Source organism: Lysinibacillus sp. FSL K6-0057, assembly GCF_038630885.1.
Classification (GTDB): Bacteria; Bacillota; Bacilli; order Bacillales_A; family Planococcaceae; genus Lysinibacillus; species Lysinibacillus fusiformis_F.
This window is the reverse complement of the sequence record NZ_CP152047.1, coordinates 4384658-4408424: the sequence shown is the minus strand read 5'-3', so window position 1 is coordinate 4408424 and position 23767 is coordinate 4384658. Positions and strand designations below refer to the sequence as shown.

The window sequence follows — 23767 nt, the reverse complement described above, 5'->3', positions numbered from 1 at the left end:
AGTTAGGTCGAGAACCATACTCAACAAGTAAGACCTAACTCTATGAATCTATTGAAGCAAGTCAGTTCGTGGACAGCACGATAAAAATTAGGAGGATATTGTTGTGACAAAACGTGCATTAATCAGTGTTTCCAATAAAGATGGTATTTTAGAATTTGCAAAGGAATTAGTAGCATTAGGTTATGAAATTTTATCAACTGGCGGTACAAAAAAAATGTTACAGGACAATGCAGTAGCTGTAACAGCGGTAGATGAAGTAACGAAGTTTCCTGAAATTTTAGATGGTCGTGTGAAAACATTAAATCCAATGATTCACGGTGGTCTATTAGGAAAATTTGACGATGCGTCTCATCAAGCACAGATGAATGAGCATGGAATTGAGCCAATTGAGATTGTTTGTGTTAATCTATATCCATTTGTTGAAACAATTTCAAAGCCTAATGTAACTTGGGATGATGCAATTGAAAACATTGATATCGGTGGTCCAACAATGTTACGTTCTGCTGCAAAAAACCATCAATATGTAACAGTAATCGTGGACAGCAATGACTATGCAACAGTATTAGAAGAACTAAAAGCAGACGGCGCAACAACGATTGAAACACGTCGTAAACTAGCTGCGAAAGTTTTCCGTCACACAGCCGCTTATGATTCTTATATCTCAAACTACCTGACTGAAGAAGAGTTCCCAGAGAGCTTAACGATGACATATGAATTAAAGCAAAATTTACGCTATGGCGAAAACCCTCATCAAAAAGCGGCTTTCTACCAAAAGCGTCTTGGCTCTGACTTTTCATTAGCCTATGCTACACAATTACATGGTAAAGAGTTATCTTACAACAATATTCAAGATGGTAATGCAGCATTGCAAATTGTGAAAGAATTTGAAATGCCAGCTGCTGTAGCAGTGAAACATATGAATCCATGTGGTGTTGGCACAGGTGTCACATTAGAGGCAGCTTTTGATAAAGCATATGAAGCAGATCCAACATCAATTTTTGGCGGTATTATCGCATTAAATATGGAAGTGGATGCAGCAACTGCAGAGAAGCTAAGCCATATTTTCCTAGAGATTATTATTGCACCTGCTTTCTCACAAGAAGCATTAGATATTTTAACGAAAAAGAAAAATATCCGCTTACTAACAATTCCTTTCGAGCAAGCGAAACAAGATTCATTCAATGTAGTATCAGTTGAGGGAGGCCTTCTTGTACAAGAGCCAGATCGCTATGGCTTTGGCAATGCGGATATTAAAGTAGTGACAGATCGTGAACCAACAGAACAAGAATGGGAAGCATTACAACTTGGTTGGTCTGTTGTCAAACATGTGAAATCAAATGCGATTGTTGTAACAGATTCTCAAATGACACTTGGCGTTGGCGCAGGTCAAATGAATCGCGTAGGTGCTGCTAAAATCGCCTTTGAACAAGCTGGAGAAAAAGCAAAAGGTGCTGCATTAGCATCAGATGCATTTTTCCCAATGAGTGATACTGTGGAAGCTGCAGCCGCTGCAGGAATTACAGCAATTATTCAACCAGGTGGTTCGATTAAAGATCAAGATTCCATTGATAAAGCTAATGAATACGGCATTGCTATGGTATTCACAGGCGTACGTCATTTTAAACATTAATTGTTGAAGCATATAGGAAACAAAACAGACCGAGATGTTGGTTCATCTCGGTCTTACTTACAAAGAGGAGGATTCTCTAAAATGAATGTATTAGTAATCGGAAGCGGCGGTCGTGAGCATGCAATCGCTAAACAATTTAGCATCTCTCCATCAGTTAACAACGTATTTGTAGCGCCAGGAAATGATGGGATGCGAGGCGAAGTAGAAGTTGTTGCTATTGATACAATGGATTTCGCAGGTCTCGCTCAATTTGCTAAGGAAAATGATATTGCATTAACATTTGTTGGCCCAGAACAGCCGCTTGCTGAAGGCATTGTCGATTTCTTTACAGCAAGAGGTTTACGTATTTTCGGCCCTACAAAGGCTGCTGCTCAAATAGAAAGCAGTAAATCCTATGCGAAAGAAATTATGAATAAATACAATATTCCTACAGCAGCACATGAAACGTTTACTGAAGCAGAAAAAGCCATAGCCTATATTAAAGAACAAGGGGCGCCTATTGTAATTAAAGCAGATGGTTTAGCGGCTGGTAAGGGCGTTGTTGTGGCAATGACAGAGGAAGAAGCAATTGAAGCTGTAGAGGATATGATTGGGAATCAACGCTTTGGTGAATCTTCTTCACGTGTTGTCATCGAGGAATTTTTAGACGGTGAAGAATTCTCCTTCATGTCCTTTGTACATAAAGGACAAATTTATCCAATGGTTATTGCACAAGACCATAAACGAGCTTATGACGGAGATAAAGGACCAAACACAGGAGGTATGGGTGCTTATTCTCCGGTACCACAAATCTCACAAGAGGTAGTCGATATTGCTTTTCAAACGATTGTAGAACCTACTGTTAAAGGGATGGAGGCAGATGGTGCTTCCTTTACAGGGATTTTATATGCAGGGTTAATTTTAACGAAAAAAGGCCCTCAAGTTATAGAATTTAATGCTCGTTTCGGTGATCCAGAAACGCAAGTCGTATTGCCACGTATGGTTTCAGATTTTGGTGCATTTATGATGGCATTAATGGATGAACAGCCTTTTGATTTACAATGGTCAGAAGAAGTAATGCTTGGTGTAGTCATTGCAGCAGAGGGTTACCCAGGAGACGTTGAAAAAGGTAAGGTATTACCGAATTTAGAGGCACTTTCTACATCACATGCAGTTTTCCATGCAGGTACAAAATTAGTAGACGGCCAATTCGTTGGTAACGGTGGGCGTGTACTGTTAGTTGGTGCAAAAGCAGCTACTTTACAAGAAGCACAGGAAAAGGTTTATGAAGGTATTGCAACGGAAACATGGGATCACTTTTTCTTCCGTAAAGATATTGGCTGGCGTACATTGAAGTAATTATTATTTTCACTAAATATTTTTTATCGTCTTTTGAAACCTCTTGTTGTTTCAAAACGTAAGAGGTAAGAGCCGTCTCAATAATAGATTGGGACGGCTCCTTTGACTAAGAAGGATTCTGAGCTTTATTCGTTGAAGAATCGCTACTATTTGAGGAATTTTGAGTTGAAGTACTGGTGTCAGATTGTTTTGAAGCAGTAGCTTGTGAACCTGAAGAATTGCCAGCTATAGCAGAGGAAAAATCCTTCATGAGCTTATCGATTTGTTCAGAAGACATAGAATTTTGCCCGCTGAACATACTTTGCATAGAGGTGTTCATGGCATTTTGCATATTGGAGCTTAAAATTGCTTTCGTTGGACAATATTTAAAGAGTCCCTCAGCCATTTTCATGGCACCTAATGCAATCATTAATCGACCTTTTGTACAATTAGGATTTCTAGAAACTTTAGCGATACCATATGCGGTCAAACTCGTCCCCATGGCAAAACGACAAAATGCATTCTTTTCGCTTAAATTTGCTTGCTGCATCATCATACTTCCTCCTTTAGTCATTGTGGAAAAAATAAGCGAGGTGCACTTTGCTTTATGAAAGTGCTGTGTTACGATTGAAACAAGATGATTGCATAAAGCATAATTTTTATGAAAATATGCGATTATGCAGTAGTAGTATGTGATTTCAAGTTGGATTTACACAATGAAAAATTACGTAATTTAGGAAGGAGCGAATAGCATGGATCCAGTATGGAAAATAACAAAAATACGTCAGCAATTAGCAGTAATCGATGGGAAAAAGGCACCAGATATCGTGCTGAAGAATGCACGTTATTTGCATAGTATGTTAAAACAATTTGTAGTAGGAAACATTTGGATTTTGGGAGATCGCATTGTCTATGCTGGTGACAGAATGCCTCCTTTATTAGAAGGAACAGAAGTGGTGGATTGTACAGGAAAAACAATTGTTCCAGGCTATATTGAACCACATGTACATCCATTCCAGCTTTATCATCCACAGTCATTTGCTGATTTTTGTGGTCAGCTTGGGACAACGACTTTTATTTCAGATAATTTAAGTTTTGTTTTAAATTTAGAAAATAAGAAAGCGTTTTCAATTTTAGAGAGTTTGAAAAAGCTACCATTTTCTTTTTATTGGTGGACGCGCTTTGATTCACAAACTGAATTGGAGCAAGAGGAAGAGGTTTTCTCTAATACCTCTATATTAGAGTGGTTAGAGCGAAGTGATGTCTTGCTTGGTGGAGAGTTGACAGGCTGGCCTAAGCTGTTGCATGGTGACGATCAAATGCTTTATCGTATGCAAATGGCTAAGGGACTGGGTAAAAAAATTGAAGGACATTTCCCAGGAGCTTCAGAAAGAACGTTGGCACGCATGAAACTGCTTGGTGCTGATGGGGATCATGAGGCAATGACAGTGGAAGAGGTAGAGCGTCGCATTATGCAGGGCTATGCTGTAACTTTACGTCATTCTTCCATTCGACCCGATTTACCACATCTACTAAAAGGAATAGTAGAAAAAGAACTTCCGATCTTTGATCACTTAATGATGACAACAGACGGTTCGACACCTTCATTCCATGAGGATGGTGTGATGGATAAATGTATTCAAGTAGCTTTAGATGCAGGGGTATCTCCTATTGATGCTTATCAAATGGCTTCCTATAATGTGGCACGTTATTATAACATGTCCAATTTACATGGTTTTATCGCGACAGGGCGTTTTGCTTCATTGAATATTTTACAAGATGAATATCACCCTGTTCCAGAAAGTGTTTTATCAAAGGGTGTCTGGTTGAAGCGTGATGGGAATCGTGTGCATAGATTAGCGACAATTGATTATTCTGCTATTCCAGCATTAGATTTAGATTTTTCATTAGATTCTCAAGATTTTCAGTTTTCTATGCCGTTTGGAATTCAATTAGTTAATGATGTGATTACAAAGCCTTATAACTCTTTAATTACGAAAGAAGGGCAGTTGGCGAATCATGATGAGTGTTATTTAATGCTAATTAATCGAAAAGGTAACTGGCATGTAAATACAATGATTAAAGGATTTGCAACAGATGTTCAAGGCTTTGCATCCTCTTATTCCAACACAGGTGACATATTGTTAATTGGAAAAAATAAAGAAGATATGATCAAAGCCTTCGAAGAAATGAAGGTAATGAATGGTGGTATTGTTCTTGTTGAAAAAGGTGAAGTGATAGCGGATATCCCATTAACAATTGGTGGACTTTTATATGATGGAGACTTAATCACATTAACGGAGAAAGAAAAGGCTTTAAAACAAGCTTTAGCAGATCGAGGCTATCAATTAGGAGATGCGATTTATACACTATTATTTTTACAATCTACTCATTTACCATATATTCGTATAACACCACAAGGGATTTTCGATGTGATGAAGAATAAGTTATTATTACCTGCTGTTATGCGCTAATTGATGAAAGTGTTTCAGTTGTTTAAACAGTTACAGATATGTGTAATTGTTCAAAGGAGAGATATGCTTGTGTTCAAATCGAAAAAATTATGGATTGCTATAGCATTTAGTGCTTTGGTAATCGGGGGATGTTCAAAGGATACACCAAAAGTCAAAGAAGATGATGAACCCATTGTAGAGGAAGAAACAGTAGTGGAGGAGCCTGTGCAACGACCAGCATTCGTCGCACCACTTACTGGGGAGGCTGTACAAGAAGAAATTACACAGAGACCTATTATCGTAACAATTAATAATCATCCAGCAGCACGTCCACAATCAGGATTAGCTGCTGCGGATATCGTTTATGAAATGCTTGCAGAAGGTAATGTAACACGCTTTTTAGCAGTATATCAAAGTGAACTGCCTGAAAATATTGGGCCCGTTCGTAGTGCACGCTCTTATTTTATCGATATGGCAAAGGGATTTGATGCCTTTTATGTAGCGCATGGCTATAGCCCAGAGGCGAAAACGATGCTTGATCATCGTATCGTCGACAATATCAATGGTATGGCTTATGATGGTATACTTTTTAAACGCTCTAACGACCGCGTTGCACCACACAATTCCTATATTACATCAGAAAACATTCTAAAAGGTGCTGAAATGGTAGGCGCTTCAATGAATTACAGTGAAAAAGTGCTTCAGGCTTTTTATGAACCTGATGAACGTGGTAAAATAGGTATTGAAACAAATCAAGTTGATATTTACTACGGAAATAATGAAGATTTCCATAACGCGTATGTGTATGATCATCAAAATAATCACTATGAACGACAATCGGCTGGCGTGGACACAAAAGATATGTTAACAGGCGAGACAGTGTCATTGGCAAATGTTCTATTTTTTGAAATGAATCACCGAACAATTGATGATATTGGTCGCCAAGCAATTGATTTAACGTCTGGTGGAAATGCGTATGTATTTCAAAATGGCTATTTGAGGGAAGTCAAATGGGCAAATGTTAATGGAATACCAATGGCTGTAGAGCAATCAGGGGAGCCTGTAAAGCTTGTACCAGGAAAGTCGTGGGTTCATTTCGTACCATCTTCACCAGGGTTACAAGCAATGGTGAAAACGCAGCCTTAAAGGGAGGAAAATTGCATGCAAATCGAAAAAATTCGGGGGCATCAAACAGATCAATTATTTAAAGCAGTGTTAGAGTTAAAGGACATCGAAGAATGCTATAAGTTTTTTGATGATTTATGTACGATTAGTGAAATTCAATCGTTGGCACAACGCTTTGAGGTCGCACATTTATTACGTTTAAAGAAAACCTACGAATCCATTAAAAAGGAAACAGGGGCAAGTACAGCAACGATTTCACGCGTGCGTCGCTGCTTTGATTATGGGAATGATACATATGATGAAATGTTAGGTCGTTTGTATCCTGATGAAAAACCGTTTCAAGCACCAAAAGAATAGTCAGACAAAAGGCTGAGTAGAAGTTCTACTCGGTCTTTTTCATTTTTTTGTCGTGAATCATAAGCTATACTTGTAAACGAATAGATAGAAAATGATAGGTGGTAAAATAGATGGATTATTTAGAATGGAGACATGTGTTCAAGCTAGATCCAGCGAAGGATATTTCAGATGAAGCACTAGAAAAAATTTGCGAGTCTGGGACAGACGTTATTTTAGTTGGGGGAACAGATAATGTAACGTTGGATGGCGTATTAGATTTACTTGTTCGCGTGCGTCGCTTTGAGGTACCGATAGCACTTGAAATTTCTACGATTGATGCGGTAACGCCAGGGTATGACTATTATTTCATTCCTACTGTATTAAATAGTGATGATCCAAAATGGATTAAAAATTTACATCATGAGGCTATTAAGGAATACGGCGATATTATGGTATGGGATGAATTGGTAGCGGAAGGATATTGTATTTTAAATTCTGATTGTAAAGTAGCCCATGTAACGGGTGCGAAAACAGATTTAACGATAGATGATGTGGTAGCTTATGCACGCATGGCAGAAAATTTCTTTAAGCTTCCTGTCTTTTATTTAGAGTACAGTGGAATGTATGGCGATCTGGAGGTTGTCAGTGCTGTGAAAAACGAACTGAAGCATACCAAACTCTTTTACGGTGGGGGCATAACATCTGCAAAGCAAGCAGAGGAAATGGCACAGATTGCAGATACGGTAGTAGTTGGAAATATTATTTATGAAGATTTAAAAGCTGCACTTGCGACTGTTAAGGCTGTTAAAAATACGTTATAATTTTAGAACAAATGTTTGTAAGGCGGTGCAAAATGGAACAGTTAACAAAAAATTTACTAGCAGGTATGAATCCTGAACAGGAAAGAGCGGTTAAAACAACTGAAGGACCATTACTCATTATGGCGGGTGCAGGGTCAGGGAAAACACGAGTTTTAACACATCGTATTGCTTACCTAGTTATCGAAAAGGAAGTATATCCTTCCAAGATTTTAGCGATTACATTCACAAATAAAGCAGCCAGAGAAATGCGTGATCGTATTGATGGCATTCTTGGTAATGGTACTGGCGATAGTATGTGGGTATCGACTTTCCACTCCATGTGCGTAAGAATTTTACGTCGTAATATCGATCAACTAGGCATTTCTCGTAATTTCTCTATTTTAGATTCGACAGATCAGCTTTCAGTCATTAAAAATGTGATGAAGGAAGAAAATATTGACCCAAAACGTTTTGAGCCACGAGCAATTTTAAATGCTATTAGTGCAGCAAAAAACGAGTGTATAACAGCGGATGAATACGCTGGACAAATGAACGATAAAAATCCTTATGAACAAACAGTTGCACGTGTCTATAAAGGCTACGAGAAAAGATTACGCCGCAACCAATCCCTCGATTTTGACGATTTGATTATGACGACGATTACGTTGTTTAAGCGTGTACCTGAAGTGCTTGAATATTATCAAAATAAATTTCAATATATTCATGTAGATGAATATCAGGATACCAATAAATCTCAGTATTTACTTGTGCAATTACTGGCAAAGAAATTTAAAAATATTTGTGTTGTAGGGGATTCAGATCAGTCTATTTATCGTTGGCGTGGTGCAGACATTGGGAATATCCTATCCTTTGAGAAGGATTATCCAGCTGCAAAGGTGATTATGCTTGAGCAAAATTATCGTTCAACTCAACGCATCCTACAGGCAGCCAATGACGTCATTCAAAATAATACAACACGATACCCAAAAGAATTGCGCACAGAAAATTCAGAGGGTGAAAAGATTGCACTATATAAAGCTTATAACGAGCAAGAAGAAGCGCAATTTGTTGTACAAACAATTCAACAGTTAATTGAAAAAGAAAATCGTTCATTTGATGACTTTGCTATTTTATATCGCACAAATGCTCAATCTCGTGTAATGGAGGAAGTACTAGTTAAATCCAATATGGCCTATCAAATAGTAGGCGGAACAAAGTTCTATGATCGAAAAGAGATAAAGGACTTACTAGCATACTTACGACTGATTGCCAATAATGACGATGATTTATCACTAGCACGTATTATTAATGAGCCAAAGCGCAGTATTGGCGCAACATCCTTTGAAAAAATGGCACGTTATGCGATAGATCAGGATCGTTCGATTTTTGACGCGATGAATGATCTTGTCTTCATGGGGCTATCAGGGAAAGCGGCAAATTCAGCTGAGCAATTTTATGCGATGATTAAAGGCTTTACACAAATGCAGGAATATTTATCTGTCACGGAAATTGTGGAGCAAGTTATTGATAAATCCGGTTATCGAGCAATGTTACAAAACGAAAAAACAATTGAAGCAGAAAGTCGTTTAGAAAATATTGAAGAGTTTTTATCTGTCACAAAGGCTTTTGAGGAGCGCAGTGATGATAAAAGCTTAATTGCCTTTTTAACAGATTTAGCTCTTATTGCTGATATTGATGCACTCGATAAAGAAGATACATCCAAGGGTAATATTATTTTAATGACGATGCATGCCGCTAAGGGCTTAGAGTTCCCAGTTGTCTTTATTATCGGTATGGAGGAAAACATCTTCCCACATTCTCGCTCACTAGACGATCAAGATGAAATGGAAGAGGAACGTCGCCTTATGTATGTTGGCGTGACACGTGCTGAGGAACGTTTATACTTAACATGTGCACAAAGCCGAACAATTTTTGGTCGTTCAAGCTTTAATAATGCATCACGATTTTTAGGTGAAATTTCTCAAGATATTACAGAGTCTATTTCTAAGGCAGGGACAAAATCAACAATACCATTTGCTACTAACAATCGTTCAACAGGTGGCCATCAAAAGCGTACACTTGGTGCTACTCAGCAAACACAACCTGCTACAGCACGTTTACAAGCAACGGGTGGAGATCAATTTGGGTGGAAGGCTGGAGATAAGGCGATTCATAAAAAATGGGGAACAGGTATGGTTGTTAGTGTAAAAGGTGAAGGTGATAGTACAGAGCTTGATATCGCATTCCCACAACCAATTGGTATTAAGCGATTACTTGCTCAATTTGCACCGATTGAAAAAGCGTAAGCGGAGGAACATAAATGAACGAAATAGAACAGCGTATAGCGGAGTTAAATAAATTATTGCATGAATATGGTTATGCCTATTATGTGTTAGATAAACCTGTCGTAGCTGATAGTGTCTATGACCAGTTATTACAGGAACTAATTGCATTAGAAGAAGCGAACCCATCACTCATATACCCTGATTCTCCTACGCAGCGTGTTGGTGGAGCAGTGGTAGAGGGCTTTAAAAAAGTGACTCATGATTACCCAATGCTTAGTCTTTCAAATGCTTTTAATGAAGCAGATTTACAAGAATTCGATCGTAAAGTTCGTCAGGCAATCGGAGATCAATTTTCATATGTATGTGAGCTGAAAATAGATGGTTTGGCTATTTCATTGAAGTATGAAAATGGCGTGTTTGTACAAGGGGCAACAAGAGGAGACGGTGTGGTAGGAGAAGATATTACTGCCAATTTAAAGACTATCCGAGCGATCCCACTACGTTTAAAAGAGCCTATTACAATCGAAGTACGCGGTGAGGCGTACATGCCGAAAAAATCATTTGAAAAATTAAATACGCAACGTGCTGACAATGGGGAAGAATCATTTGCTAATCCACGGAATGCCGCTGCTGGCTCATTGCGTCAATTAGATCCTAAAATTGCAGCAAGTCGCCAACTATCAACTTTTATCTATGCCATTGGTGGAGATGGTGAGATTTATGGAATGGATGGACATGCAGAAATGCTTGATTATTTAGAGGGGCTAGGCTTCCCTTCTAACAAAGAGCGCCAACGTTGCACAACCATTGAAGAAGTAATGGCCTTTATAGAACATTGGACAGAAAATCGTCCGAATTTAGCGTACGAAATTGATGGCATCGTGATTAAGGTGGATCGTTATGCGCAGCAAGACGAGCTAGGCTATACAGCAAAGAGTCCACGTTGGGCGATTGCTTATAAGTTCCCTGCAGAGGAAGTTGTGACAACGTTGCTGGACATTGATTTAACAGTAGGACGTACAGGTGTTGTTACTCCTACGGCTATTTTAACGCCAGTACAAGTTGCAGGGACGACGGTTCAACGTGCTTCTTTACACAATGAGGATTTAATTCGAGATAAGGATATTCGTCTTGGAGATACAGTTATTATTCGAAAAGCTGGAGATATTATCCCTCAAGTTGTAGGTGTGCTAATAGAGCAACGTCCTGAGGATTCAGCACCTTTTGTCATGCCAAAAAATTGCCCTGTTTGTGATAGTGAATTGATACGTATTGAAGGCGAAGTGGCCCTGCGCTGTGTAAACCCTGCTTGCTTTGCTCAAATTGCAGAAAGCATAAAATATTTTGTTTCTCGAAACGCGATGAATATCGATGGTCTTGGGGATAAAGTAGTGGAGCAATTATTGCGTGCAGATTTAATACATGATGTTTCGGATCTCTATCATTTAACGGTTGAGCAACTCGTGGAATTGGAACGCATGGGCGAGAAATCTGCAATGAATTTAGTCAATGCCATTCAAGCCTCGAAAGAAAATTCAATGGAGCGTTTATTAATTGGCTTAGGAATTCGACATGTGGGTGAAAAAGCAGCCAAAATCGTATCAGAGGAATTCGGTTCGATGGAAGCGGTGATGGCAGCAACGGAAGATCAGCTTGTGGCGATTTATGAGATTGGAGATAAAATGGCCTCATCGTTAGTGGAGTATTTCTCCAATGAAGATGCACGAGCAGTCATTGAGCGTCTTGCTGAGGTAGGCGTGAATATGACATATAAAGGTAAAAAAGTAGAAGTGGCGATAGGTGATAGTCCTTTTGCAGGTAAAACAATTGTCTTAACTGGTAAACTTGAGCAATTGACACGCAACGAAGCAAAAGCGAAAATAGAAGAGTTAGGTGGTACAGTCACGGGTAGTGTCAGCAAAAAAACGGATCTTGTGATCGCAGGTGCGGATGCGGGCTCTAAGCTAACAAAGGCTGAGCAATTAGGTATCGACGTTTGGACTGAAGATAACTTAATTGAACAACTTAACCTCATCTAATAAGTGCATGATGTCCTCCCCTTTATGAATTAGGAAGCGATGTCGAATGCACAACAGTTACATCAAGGCGTCGAGTAGTTTCGTCGACCTAAAATTGACTATTAGTAAAGGAGCACTAAATAATGAAGTCTTTTCGACTCATTCCAGCAATCGTAGCTGCTGCAATGCTAGTCGGCTGTGTGCCTTCTGACAAGAAGGAGACAGAGCTTACACAGGAAACGCAACAGAAAGAAAAAGCTGAAACAACAATTATCCCAAGCATACAAATTGATGAATCTTATTATAAGACGCTTATCCCTTATAAAGAGAGTGCAAGTAGAGGTCTAGTGGTATCTAACATTTATACGAAATACGATATGAAGGAAGTTGAATCGGGTTTAATGCGTCTATCTCAAAATGAGTTCGACACAGAAAACTACTACTTCCAAGAAGGTCAATATTTAGCTGAAAGTACAGTAAGCTCTTGGCTTGCTCGTAGTTCACAAACAGAAGATGGATTAAATCCACCGACAACAGACACAATGACACCAGAGGAACGAGCAATAAAGGCTCCAGTTTATTTATCCCATATTGTAGAGCAAAACTACTTAACAAAAACGAAGGATAATAAAGTGAAACTAGGTGGGATTTCAATTGGTCTTTCCTTAAATTCTATTTATTATTATCAAAAAGAACAGTATGGCGAATATTACGAGGAACCAATTTCAGAGGCTACTCTTATTGAGCAAGGCAAAAAAATGGCTGCTGAAATCGTTTCACGTTTACGTTCACGTGAAGAATTAAAAGATGTACCGATTGTTGTTGGTTTGTTTAAGCAGCAAGCCCGCAATCAAATTATTCCAGGAGCATATTTTAGCTATGGTGTAGCAAAAGCTGGACAGAACAACATTGCCGATTGGGAAGGAATAGATGAAAATTATGTCTTGTTCCCAACAGATGATTCACAGGATATATACCGAGATGTCAACAATAACTTCAAGAATTTCAAACAAGATGTTGATAAATATTTTTCGAACTATACAAGTGTGATCGGTACTGGTTTCTATCGCAATAAGCAAATACAAAATCTTTCGATTGAAATACCAATTCAATTTTTCGGCAAAGCAGAAATAATCGGATTTACGCAATATTTGACGGGTATTTTAATCAATCAATTTGATAATATTCATGTGGAAGTGAGCGTTACTTCAGTGAATGGTCCTGAGGCATTAATCATCAAAAAGGCCAATGATAAGGACCCTTACGTGCATGTCTATGATTAATATAGTCAGCCTTTGTGCTGACTATATTTTTTATTAGATGGATAGAAATAGAGGAACACAATAGGGAGATAGAGACAACACTTTGTTATAGTAGTGAAAGTTTCTATATTTTTAGTGAAAGTTGTGATTTTTAATATGAAAAATGTTATGATTATTGGCATGGTTAACTTTATTCAACCCTATTGTTATCAATAAAAACAATGAATTGAACAAGTATTCGGAGGTGTGAAAAATGGCTAAATTAACAAAAGAAGAAGTAAAGCACGTGGCAAATTTAGCACGTCTTGCAATTACAGAAGAAGAAGCAGAGAAATTTGCTGAACAGCTTGGAAAAATTACAGACTTTGCGGAGCAGTTAAATGAACTGGATACAACAAATGTTGAACCAACAACGCACGTTTTACCATTAGTGAATGTAATGCGTGAAGATGTAGCAGTAAAAGGTTTAGACCGCGAAGTAATGATGTTAAACGTAAAAGAACAAGAAGATGGTCAAGTAAAAGTACCAGCTATCATGTAATACTAAAACATAGGAGGATTCCTCATGACGTTATTTGAACGTTCAGCTAAGGAGTTACAAGCGGAAATTAAAGCGGGTAACTTATCAATCGCTGACTTAACGAAAGAAGCATACGAGCGTATTGCAAAGCTTGATGGCGATGTACAAGCATTCCTTGCTTCAAACGAAGAAAAAGCAACTGCACAAGCTGCTGAAATGGATAAAGTACCATTTGAAAAGCGTGGACCATTATTCGGTCTACCAATCGGTGTGAAAGACAACATCGTAACAGAAGGCTTAGAAACAACTTGTGCCTCTAAAATTCTGGAAGGCTTTATGCCAATCTACGACGCAACTGTTGTCAACAAGCTACGTGAAGCTGGCATGATTACAGTTGGTAAATTAAACATGGACGAGTTTGCAATGGGTTCTTCGAACGAAAACTCATACTATAAAACAACAAAAAATCCATGGAACTTAAACCACGTACCAGGAGGATCATCAGGTGCATCTGCAGCAGCAGTAGCAGCAGGTGAAGTACCATTCTCTCTTGGCTCAGATACAGGTGGTTCAATCCGTCAACCGGCAGCTTACTGTGGTGTTGTAGGGATGAAACCTACATATGGTCGTGTATCTCGTTTTGGTCTAGTTGCATTTGCATCTTCTCTAGATCAAATTGGACCAATTACACGCAATGTTGAAGATAATGCGCTATTACTAGAAGCTATTGCTGGATTAGATCCAAATGATTCGACTTCTGCAAATGTTGAGGTGCCAAATTACGCTGCAGCTCTTACTGGTGATGTAAAGGGCTTACGTATCGCTGTACCAAAAGAATTCCTTGGTGAAGGTGTTGGCGAAGCAGCTCGTCAATCAGTGCTTGCAGCATTAGAGGTATTAAAAGGCTTAGGCGCTACTGTAGAAGAAGTATCACTTCCTCATTCGAAATATGCACTTGCTGCGTACTATATCCTATCATCATCTGAAGCGTCTTCTAACTTATCTCGTTTTGATGGTATCCGTTACGGTTTCCGCGCAGAAAACGTGACAAATTTAATAGACCTTTATAAAGAAACACGTGCACAAGGCTTTGGTGATGAAGTAAAACGCCGTATCATGCTTGGAACATACTCACTAAGCGCAGGTACGTATGATGCGTACTACAAAAAAGCACAACAAGCACGTACACTGATTAAAGCGGACTACGATAAAGTATTTGAAGACTTTGATGTCATCATTGGACCAACAGCTCCAACACCTGCATTCAAAATTGGTGAAAATGTTGATGACCCAATGACGATGTATGCTAACGATATTTTAACAATCCCGATGAACTTAGCGGGCGTTCCAGCGATTTCAATTCCTTGTGGCTTTGAAAACGATCTACCACTAGGTTTACAAATTATTGGTAAATACTTCGATGAAGCAACAATTTACCGTGTAGCTCATGCTTTTGAACAAGCAACTGAGTTCCATAAACAAGTTCCTCAAATGTGGGAGGGAAAATAACATGAACTTTGAAACAGTCATTGGTTTAGAAGTACACGTTGAGTTGAAAACAAACTCAAAAATCTTCTCACCAGCACCAGCTCACTTTGGTGCTGAACCAAATACAAATACAACAGTAATCGATTTAGGCTATCCTGGTGTCCTACCAGTCCTAAACAAAAATGTAGTAGATTTCGCTATGCGTGCAGCGCTTGCACTCAATATGGAAATCGAACAAGAAACAAAATTTGACCGTAAAAACTACTTCTATCCAGATAATCCGAAAGCTTATCAAATTTCACAATTTGATAAACCAATCGGTAAAAACGGCTGGATTGATATTGAAGTAGACGGCTATACAAAACGTATCGGTATTACACGTCTTCATATGGAAGAAGATGCTGGTAAGCTTTCACATGCTGGTGACCACTCATTAGTCGACTTTAACCGTCAAGGTACACCGCTTGTTGAAATCGTTTCTGAGCCAGACATTCGTACACCAAACGAAGCATATGCCTACCTAGAAAAATTAAAATCAATTATTCAATATACAGACGTATCTGATTGTAAGATGGAAGAAGGCTCACTACGTTGTGATGCCAACATTTCTATTCGTCCTTATGGTCAAGAAGAATTTGGTACAAAAACAGAGCTTAAAAACCTGAACTCCTTTAACTATGTTCGTCGTGGTTTAGAGCATGAAGAATTACGTCAAGCAGATGTATTATTATCTGGTGGTGTGATTGAGCAAGAAACACGTCGTTTTGATGAAAAAACAGGTAAAACAATTTTAATGCGTATTAAAGAGGGAACAGATGATTACCGTTACTTCCCAGAGCCAGACTTAGTTCGTCTTTCAATTGATGATGCATGGTTAGAGCGTGTGAAATCTGAAATTCCTGAGCTTCCAGATGCTCGTAAAAAGCGTTATGTTGAAGAATTAGGCTTAACACCATATGATGCTGGAGTTCTTGTTATTTCTAAAGAAATCTCAGACTTCTTTGAGGCAATGATAGTGAAAGGTGCAGATGCAAAGCTTTCTGCTAACTGGTTAATGGGTGATGTTTCTGCTTACTTAAACGCAGAGCAAAAAGATCTTAAAGATACTGCACTAACACCAGAAAACCTTTCTGAAATGGTGAAATTAATCACGGACGGTACAATTTCTTCTAAGATCGGTAAAAAAGTATTTGCTGAGTTAGTAGAAAATGGCGGCTCTGCACAGGATATTGTGAAAGCAAAAGGCTTAGTACAAATTTCTGATGAAGGTGCATTACTAGCAATCGTAACAGAAGTTTTAGATAACAATGCACAATCTATCGAAGACTTCAAAAATGGTAAGGACCGTGCTATTGGCTTCTTAGTTGGTCAAATTATGAAGGCAACAAAAGGTCAAGCCAACCCACCAATGGTTAATAAATTATTACAACAAGAAATTGCCAAACGATAATACTCGTTGTAACATAATAGCCGAGAGAGCTTCATTGCTCCCTCGGCTATTAATTTTCAAAAATGTAACAAATTTGCATTTTGCGAAACTTAATAGTTGTTTAAAAAGAGTATTCATAGCAAAATATAGAATAGACAATAATAAGGGGGACGAGCCAATGAAAACAGAACAACAATATTTTAACGAAGCTATATCAATACAACAATATATGGAGAACATGACGACATTGAAAGAAGAAAGCTTTCGTATTTATGATGGCTTTGAAGTACCAACAACTGATGGCTTTATCGAGTTATTAAAGGATAAGCAACCAAAGATTTTAACGATTACAGAAGATTGGTGCGGCGACGCAATGCTAAACAATCCGATTATTCGTCGTATTGCTGAAGCGGCAGGATTAGACATGCGTACCGTTTTCCGCGATGCAGATACAGAGCTAATTGATCGTTATTTAACAAATGGTGGTCGTGCAATCCCAATTTATCTATTGTTAGATGATGCTGGTGAGGTTGTTGGAAAATGGGGACCCCGTGCACCTGAATTACAAGAGTTAGTCGTAACGAAACGAGCAAGCTTACCAGATAAAGAAGATCCAACATTTGAAGAGGCGCAAAAGGCTCTTTATGCAGAAATTCGTGAGGAAAATATCTCGAATCAAACATATTGGACATATGTTTATGAGGATTTTAAAAAGCAAGTAACAGAAGCATTACAAAAATAACAAGAGCATTGCAACATTTCAGCGTATAAATCGTTGAATGAAGTAGAATCTTATGAAGCAGGAAGGTATGTTATGAAACGAGCAAGAATCATTTATAATCCTACATCTGGACGCGAAGTGTTTAAGAAACATCTACCAGAGGTGTTGGAAAAACTAGAGGTAGCAGGCTATGAGACATCCTGTCACGCAACAACATGTGAAGGCGATGCAACGCTTGCAGCAAAAAATGCGGTAGAACGCGGTTTTGATATCATCATCGCAGTTGGTGGAGATGGCACATTAAATGAAGTTGTTTCAGGTGTAAGTCCATTTGAAAACCGTCCAAAAGTTGGTCTAATTCCGATGGGCACTACAAATGATTTTGCCCGTGCCGTGCATATCCCTCGAAATATTGAAGAGGCTGTAGACATTATTATTCAAGGCGACACATTACCAGTGGATGTAGGTCTCTTAAATGGCGAACGCTATTTCATCAATATTGCTGCTGGCGGACGTATTACAGAACTAACTTACGAAGTACCAAGCAAAATGAAAACAATGCTTGGTCAGTTAGCCTATTATGTGAAGGCGGTTGAGATGATTCCTTCCATCAAAGCCTCACATATGCGTATTGAATATGATGGCGAAGTATTTGATGGCGACGCTATGATGTTCCTATGTGGTTTAACGAATTCAGTAGGAGGCTTTGAAAAACTAGCGCCTGATGCAAGTATTAATGATGGTTACTTTACTTTAATCGTACTAAAAAAAGTAAGCCTTCCTGAGTTTATTCAACTAGCTGCCATGGCATTAAGAGGCGAACATTTAAATGATGATCGTGTCATCTATAAAAAAGCTAGCGTTGTCAAAGTCACTACAGAAAATGAAGTCCACCTTAACCTAGATGGCGAATATGGCGGAGACGCTCCCGCTACATTTGAAAACCTGAAGCGTCACATCGAAATCTTTGTTCCTCTCGCAGATATTCGAGAGGAAGACCGTATTTAATGGTTAATGAACCCGAAAAGCTCATCCGATTTTATTGAGGATGAGCTTTATTTTGTATTTCTATTTGATTGGTTGCTTGAAGTTGGTGTACTTCACTCGAAAGGATGTCTAGAACACTCCAAAAGGTGAGGACTCCTCTAGGGAAGTCGATTGAAGCGCTCATATAAGTGAGGAAGCCGCTCCAGAAGTTGATTGAAGTGCTCAAAAAGGTGAGGAAGCCGCTCCAGAAGAAGTGAAAAGTGATCAAAAAGATAAGGAAGCCGCTCCAAAAGAAGTGAAAAGTGATCAAAAAGATAAGGAAGCCACTCCTAATGATGTGAAAAGTGACCAAAAAGGTGAGGGAGCCGCTCCAAAAGAAGTGAAAAGTGATCAAAAAGATGAGGAAGCCGCTCCAAAAGAAGTTAAAAGTGATCAAAAAGGTGAGGAAGCCGCTCCAAAAGAAGTGAAAAGTGATCAAGAAGATAAGGAAGCCGCTCCAAAAGAAGTGAAAAGTGATCAAAAAGGTGAGGAAGCCGCTCCAAAAGAAGTGAAAAGTGATCAAAAAGATAAGGAAGCCGCTCCAAATGATGTGAAAAGTGATCAAAAAGATAAGGAAGCCGCTCCAAAAGAAGTGAAAAGTGATCAAAAAGGTGAGGGAGCCGCTCCAAAGGAAGTGAAAAGCGCTCCAAAAGGTAAGGACCCCGCTCAAAATCCTCTTAACTGAATTTCCAGCACTAGAATAAAACTGGCTAAATCCCATAAACGAAGCTTTAGAAGTAAGATTGTGAATGAAATTAGAAAAATGTTTGGCAAATGTGCGTATATTACTTGAACAAAATTTGAAACCTTAATAATAGACTGAAATTTCGGTCCGTTATTAAGGTTTTTTTCGTTGGAATAGTGGAAAATGGGGGTATGGATAAGGGAAAGGAAGTGTTGCCTTTGTATAAGTCACAAGAAAAGAAGCTTATATGGCTAAGCTTTGGTGTTGCAATTATTATGCTACTTTCTATTCTTGGAAGAATATTCGGAAGTTAAGGGGGGCAATGAGATGATTAATGAATCAGCGGTCTATTGGAGTCGAGCATTAACGGAGTTAACATTATCGTTCCATATTATTTATGCAACGATTGGTGTGGGCGTCCCCTTAATGATTATGATTGCTCAATGGACTGGGTATAAAAAGAATGATGAGCATTATATCTTAATGGCAAGACGTTGGGCCCGCGGTTTTGTCATTACTGTAGCAGTTGGTGTTGTAACTGGAACTGCAATTGGCTTACAACTTTCATTATTGTGGCCAAACTTTATGCAACTTGCTGGTCAAACAATTGCGTTACCACTTTTTATGGAAACGTTTGCATTTTTCTTTGAGGCCATATTCTTAGGCATCTATTTATATACATGGGATCGCTTTGATAGTCAGAAAAAGCATATGCTACTGTTAATCCCTGTTGCTGTGGGAGCATCGATGTCAGCAGTATTCATTACAATCGTCAATGCTTTTATGAACGCACCAAGAGGATTTGATATTGTAGACGGAGAACTTGTTAATATTCAACCTTTTCTTGCAATGTTTAACCCCGCTATGCCAACAAAGGTTGCACATGTACTTGTGACAGCGTATATGACATCGGCATTTGTGCTAGCAGCTATTGCAGGATATAGAATGCTAAAAGGCTCGAAGCATGTATACCATAAAAAATCATTACTTTTACTAATGAAAATTGGCTTGATTTTCTCCATTGCAGCAGCTATTATAGGAGATTTTTCAGGAAAATACTTAGCTGAATATCAACCCGAAAAACTAGCCGCAGCAGAATGGCATTTTGAAACAGAGGGTAAGGCATCACTTGTATTATTTGGTGTCTTAGATGGGGAGGAAGTAAAATATGCTATCAAAATTCCGTATGCTTTAAGTATTCTTGCACATTTTAATCCTAATGAAGAGGTAATCGGCTTAGATCAATTTGAGGAACAGGATCTACCGCCACTCTATATTCACTATCTCTTTGATATCATGGTTTCCATTGGTATGTTTATGGTGCTAGTTTCATTACTTTATGTTGTAGGGAAAGCACGGGGCTGGCAGTTTATTCATTCACGATGGTATAGATGGATTATCGTAGCGGGAGGACCACTATCAATTATCGCGATTGAAGCAGGTTGGTGGCTTGCTGAAGTTGGACGTCAACCATGGATACTTTATGGCCTAATGCGCACACCTGAAGGAGCTACGACGAGTGACCATGTGGATTTAATGCTGCTTTTATTCGCAGGAGTCTATGCAGTATTAGCAGTGGGAAGTATTGTCGTATTGGTAAGAATGTTTAAAAAGAACCCAATCGAACGCGAGATTGAAGATCGCCACTCTGAAAAAGGCGGTGACATCCTATGACGTTAGAGATTTTAGGTATTTCAGTATTATGGATATTCCTATTCGGCTATGTCATTGTCGCATCGATCGATTTCGGTGCTGGTTTCTTTAATGCATACAGCCTACTTATTGGAAAAAATCATATTTTAACAAATATTATTAAACGTTATTTATCGCCTGTCTGGGAAGTTACCAATGTCTTTTTAGTGTTCTTCTTTGTAGGAATCGTAGGATTTTTCCCGCAAACTGCTTTTTATTACGGAACGATTTTACTTGTGCCAGTCAGTATTTCGCTTGTGCTATTGGCAATTCGTGGCTCCTACTATGCCTTTGAATCGTATGGTACACGGGGACATATCGGATATACGCTGACATATGGTGTAGCAGGTTTATTAATTCCCGCTTCTTTATCGGTTGTCTTTGCTATTGCAGGAGGAGGCTATGTTGATCTAATTAATGGGCAACCTGTGCTAAACTACTGGACTTTATATACAAGTCCATTTGCTTGGAGCATTGTGGTACTGAGTATCGCCGCTGTATTGTATATTTCAGCCGTATTTTTAACATGGTACGCACATAAAGCAAATGACATCGAAGCAACAAAACTGATGCGAAAATATGCACTTGTGTGGGCAGCACCGCTAATGATCAGTGCACTTGGCATTATGTATGAAATGAAATCCATCAACCCAGAGAGCTATAGTCATATGGTAAATTTATGGTGGATGTTTGCGATTTCAGCTGTCTTATTTATTGTCACAGTCGTACTCATTGCCATGCGTAAAAAGTACGGACTTGCAGTTGGACTCCTGATTGCTCAATTTGCTGTAGCCTTCTTTGCTTATGGAATTGCTCAATATCCGTACTTACTGTATCCGTATTTAACAATTTACGATAGCTTTACAAGCACACAAATGGCGATTGCTTTAGTTATCGCATTTATTTTAGGGCTATGTCTCCTTCTTCCTTCACTTTATTTATTGATGAAATTATTCTTGTTCAATAAAAATTATGTGACAGGAAAAGAAGACAATCACGCATAGGAGGAAAGCAGATATGCAAAGTTTTTTAATTTTTTATGCACCTTTTATTGTCGTCATTCTAGGGATCTTGTGTGCATTTTGGTGGGCACCAAGGGATTATCATATTACAAAAGAGCAGGAAAAGAGTCGCGAATAGCGACTCTTTTTTCAAGTTAATTAGCAGAGATACGTAACCACCATGTCTTGTTCTTTTTTCATTCGCCAACACATGCTACAATAAGGAGATTGAAATGGAGGATGTACGAATGTCAGCACCCGTGAAAAAAAATGAAAGACTTTCAGTTTATATAGAAGATCTAACGCATGATGGCAATGGTGTCGCAAAGGTTGGTGGTTATCCACTATTCATACAAGGCGCACTGCCAAACGAAACGGCCGAAATCCATGTGGTAAAAACCTTAAAAAACTACGGCTTTGCAAAGGTAATAGATATCATCAAGCCATCTCCAGACCGTGTTGAAGCACCTTGTGATTACTTCAAGCAGTGTGGCGGCTGTCAATTACAGCATTTATCCTATGAGGGACAGCTCAAATGGAAAGAAAATATGGTGCGCAATGTGATGCAGCGCATTGGTAAAATTAATGCACCTGTCCACCCAGTAAAAGGTATGAAAGAACCTTGGCACTACCGTAATAAAGCGCAAATTCCTTTCTCTGAAAATGAAGCAGGACAAGCGATTGCAGGCTTTTATAAAACAAAAACGCATAGCATTGTGGATATGGATCGCTGCTTGATTCAAACAGGAGAAGCAGATGCTATCCTTGCAGGCTTGAAAAAAGAATTAGCAGCGCTAGGTATTCGCTCTTACAATGAGCATACACATGAGGGCATGTTGCGTCATGTCGTTATCCGTAAAGCACGAGCAACAGGCGAAGTCATGGTTGTTCTTGTAACGAAAAAGAAAAAGTTCCCACAAAAAGAGGCAGCTATTGCAGTAATTCAAAAGCTAGTGCCAAACGTTACATCGATTATGCAAAATGTGAACAGTGAGAAAACCAATGTTATTTTTGGTGATGACACAATCAACCTTTGGGGTAAAGACGTTATAATTGATACAATTGGTGACGTACGTTTTGAAATCTCTGCTCGTTCCTTCTACCAAGTCAACCCAGAGCAAACAGAGGTCCTCTACAAGCAAGCATTGGATTATGCTGACTTGCAGGGAGATGAACGTGTCATTGATGCGTATTGTGGAATTGGTACGATCTCTTTATTCCTAGCACAAAAAGCCAAGGCTGTCATGGGCGTGGAAATTGTCCCACAAGCAATTGAAGATGCCAAACGTAACGCACAGCTTAATGGTTTTACAAATACTTATTTTGAGGCAGGCCCAGCAGAGGAAGTTATCCCAAGATGGTATAAAGAAGGCAAGGAAGCAGACGTACTAGTAGTTGATCCACCGCGCAAAGGCTGCGATGAAGCACTGCTAACTACTATTCTAGAGCAACGCCCAAAACGAGTGGTCTATGTATCCTGTAATCCAGCCACACTAGCACGCGATCTTCGCATTTTAGAGGACGGCGGCTATCAAACACAGGAAATCCAGCCAGTGGATATGTTCCCGCATTCGACGCATGTGGAGTGTGTCTCGCAACTCATTTTAAAAGAAGGCAACTAACCATGGCTAGTTGCCCTTCTAAACAGTTTTTATTCTACTTGTAAGGGGTTCATCCGTTGTACCTTTTTATGATTGATGACATAGCCTTGTACTTTTAATTCAAATAAAATGCGGCGATATCCATATTTTCCTTCATGTGTTTTAAAAAGTTGTAAAATAATTTCTTTCCACTCTTTATCTGGCTCTTCTTTCTTAAGTTGGTGTACTTGATAATGATACGTTGCTTCTGGAATGCCTACTACCTGAAGTATATCGATTAATCGGAACCCTTCTTCTTTGAGTTCGAATGCCATCGCTGCTTGTGCTTTTCGAGGTAGGCACTCGGGTTCTCCTGAAAAGCGTCTAACTTTTTTAAAT

21 protein-coding genes are annotated in these 23767 nt (G+C 38.9%); 19 read left to right on the top strand and 2 right to left on the bottom strand.

Annotation, left to right across the window (positions count from 1 at the left end):
* Positions 1-103: 103 nt before the first annotated feature.
* Positions 104-1630: a bifunctional phosphoribosylaminoimidazolecarboxamide formyltransferase/IMP cyclohydrolase gene (purH, locus tag MHB40_RS22045; RefSeq protein WP_342441673.1), complete on the top strand. Its 1527-nt coding sequence runs from the start codon at positions 104-106 to the stop codon at positions 1628-1630.
* 81 nt (positions 1631-1711) lie between these two features.
* On the top strand, positions 1712-2968 hold the full coding sequence (gene purD / locus MHB40_RS22040) for a phosphoribosylamine--glycine ligase (protein ID WP_342441672.1): 1257 nt from the start codon (positions 1712-1714) through the stop codon (positions 2966-2968).
* 106 nt (positions 2969-3074) lie between these two features.
* On the opposite strand, the gene MHB40_RS22035 is transcribed toward purD, so the two are convergent.
* Complete coding sequence (locus MHB40_RS22035; RefSeq protein ID WP_342533466.1) at positions 3075-3503, bottom strand: YgaP-like transmembrane domain; 429 nt, start codon at positions 3501-3503, stop codon at positions 3075-3077.
* A gap of 196 nt (positions 3504-3699) precedes the next feature.
* Between MHB40_RS22035 and MHB40_RS22030 the strand changes: the two genes are divergently transcribed.
* From MHB40_RS22030 to rlmD, 17 genes are all read left to right on the top strand, one after another.
* Positions 3700-5421, top strand: coding sequence for an adenine deaminase C-terminal domain-containing protein (locus MHB40_RS22030; RefSeq protein WP_342441671.1), 1722 nt, complete (start codon positions 3700-3702; stop codon positions 5419-5421).
* 69 nt (positions 5422-5490) lie between these two features.
* Positions 5491-6546, top strand: a complete 1056-nt coding sequence (locus MHB40_RS22025) for a DUF3048 domain-containing protein (RefSeq protein WP_342441670.1) — start codon at positions 5491-5493, stop codon at positions 6544-6546.
* A 15-nt stretch (positions 6547-6561) separates the two neighbouring features.
* Positions 6562-6882, top strand: a complete 321-nt coding sequence (locus tag MHB40_RS22020) for a YerC/YecD family TrpR-related protein (RefSeq protein WP_004225717.1) — start codon at positions 6562-6564, stop codon at positions 6880-6882.
* Positions 6883-6992: 110 nt separating this feature from the next.
* Positions 6993-7682 carry a heptaprenylglyceryl phosphate synthase gene (locus MHB40_RS22015; protein WP_342441669.1) on the top strand — a complete coding sequence of 230 codons (690 nt, stop codon included), beginning with the start codon at positions 6993-6995 and terminating at the stop codon, positions 7680-7682.
* A gap of 32 nt (positions 7683-7714) precedes the next feature.
* Positions 7715-9967 (top strand): DNA helicase PcrA, encoded by a 2253-nt coding sequence (gene pcrA / locus MHB40_RS22010; protein ID WP_342441668.1) that lies wholly within the window; start codon positions 7715-7717, stop codon positions 9965-9967.
* A 14-nt stretch (positions 9968-9981) separates the two neighbouring features.
* Positions 9982-11985: an NAD-dependent DNA ligase LigA gene (ligA, locus tag MHB40_RS22005; protein WP_342441667.1), complete on the top strand. Its 2004-nt coding sequence runs from the start codon at positions 9982-9984 to the stop codon at positions 11983-11985.
* 122 nt (positions 11986-12107) lie between these two features.
* Complete coding sequence (locus MHB40_RS22000; protein ID WP_342441666.1) at positions 12108-13247, top strand: CamS family sex pheromone protein; 1140 nt, start codon at positions 12108-12110, stop codon at positions 13245-13247.
* Between the two features lie 232 nt (positions 13248-13479).
* Positions 13480-13767 (top strand): Asp-tRNA(Asn)/Glu-tRNA(Gln) amidotransferase subunit GatC, encoded by a 288-nt coding sequence (gatC, locus tag MHB40_RS21995; protein ID WP_004225708.1) that lies wholly within the window; start codon positions 13480-13482, stop codon positions 13765-13767.
* A 24-nt stretch (positions 13768-13791) separates the two neighbouring features.
* The gene (gene gatA / locus MHB40_RS21990; RefSeq protein WP_342441665.1) at positions 13792-15255 is read left to right on the top strand and encodes an Asp-tRNA(Asn)/Glu-tRNA(Gln) amidotransferase subunit GatA; all 1464 of its coding nucleotides are present in this window, start codon (positions 13792-13794) and stop codon (positions 15253-15255) included.
* 1 nt (position 15256) lies between these two features.
* Complete coding sequence (gene gatB, locus MHB40_RS21985) at positions 15257-16684, top strand: Asp-tRNA(Asn)/Glu-tRNA(Gln) amidotransferase subunit GatB (RefSeq protein WP_342441664.1); 1428 nt, start codon at positions 15257-15259, stop codon at positions 16682-16684.
* Between the two features lie 157 nt (positions 16685-16841).
* Complete coding sequence (locus MHB40_RS21980) at positions 16842-17405, top strand: thioredoxin family protein (RefSeq protein ID WP_342441663.1); 564 nt, start codon at positions 16842-16844, stop codon at positions 17403-17405.
* A gap of 72 nt (positions 17406-17477) precedes the next feature.
* A complete protein-coding gene (locus MHB40_RS21975) occupies positions 17478-18392 on the top strand; it encodes a diacylglycerol kinase (RefSeq protein WP_004225701.1) in 915 nt (304 codons plus the stop codon).
* Positions 18393-18624: 232 nt separating this feature from the next.
* A complete protein-coding gene (locus MHB40_RS21970) occupies positions 18625-19095 on the top strand; it encodes a hypothetical protein (RefSeq protein ID WP_342533465.1) in 471 nt (156 codons plus the stop codon).
* A 327-nt stretch (positions 19096-19422) separates the two neighbouring features.
* Positions 19423-20769 (top strand): cytochrome ubiquinol oxidase subunit I, encoded by a 1347-nt coding sequence (locus MHB40_RS21965; protein ID WP_342441660.1) that lies wholly within the window; start codon positions 19423-19425, stop codon positions 20767-20769.
* Positions 20766-21791 (top strand): cytochrome d ubiquinol oxidase subunit II, encoded by a 1026-nt coding sequence (locus MHB40_RS21960; RefSeq protein WP_205445708.1) that lies wholly within the window; start codon positions 20766-20768, stop codon positions 21789-21791. Before MHB40_RS21965 ends, MHB40_RS21960 begins: the two co-directional genes overlap by 4 nt.
* A 13-nt stretch (positions 21792-21804) precedes the next feature.
* Positions 21805-21927, top strand: a complete 123-nt coding sequence (locus MHB40_RS21955; RefSeq protein ID WP_004225690.1) for a hypothetical protein — start codon at positions 21805-21807, stop codon at positions 21925-21927.
* 109 nt (positions 21928-22036) lie between these two features.
* The gene (gene rlmD, locus MHB40_RS21950) at positions 22037-23410 is read left to right on the top strand and encodes a 23S rRNA (uracil(1939)-C(5))-methyltransferase RlmD (protein WP_342443774.1); all 1374 of its coding nucleotides are present in this window, start codon (positions 22037-22039) and stop codon (positions 23408-23410) included.
* Positions 23411-23439: 29 nt separating this feature from the next.
* On the opposite strand, the gene MHB40_RS21945 is transcribed toward rlmD, so the two are convergent.
* Positions 23440-23703, bottom strand: coding sequence for an IS3 family transposase (locus MHB40_RS21945; RefSeq protein WP_342441659.1), 264 nt, complete (start codon positions 23701-23703; stop codon positions 23440-23442).
* Between the last annotated feature and the right edge of the window lie 64 nt (positions 23704-23767).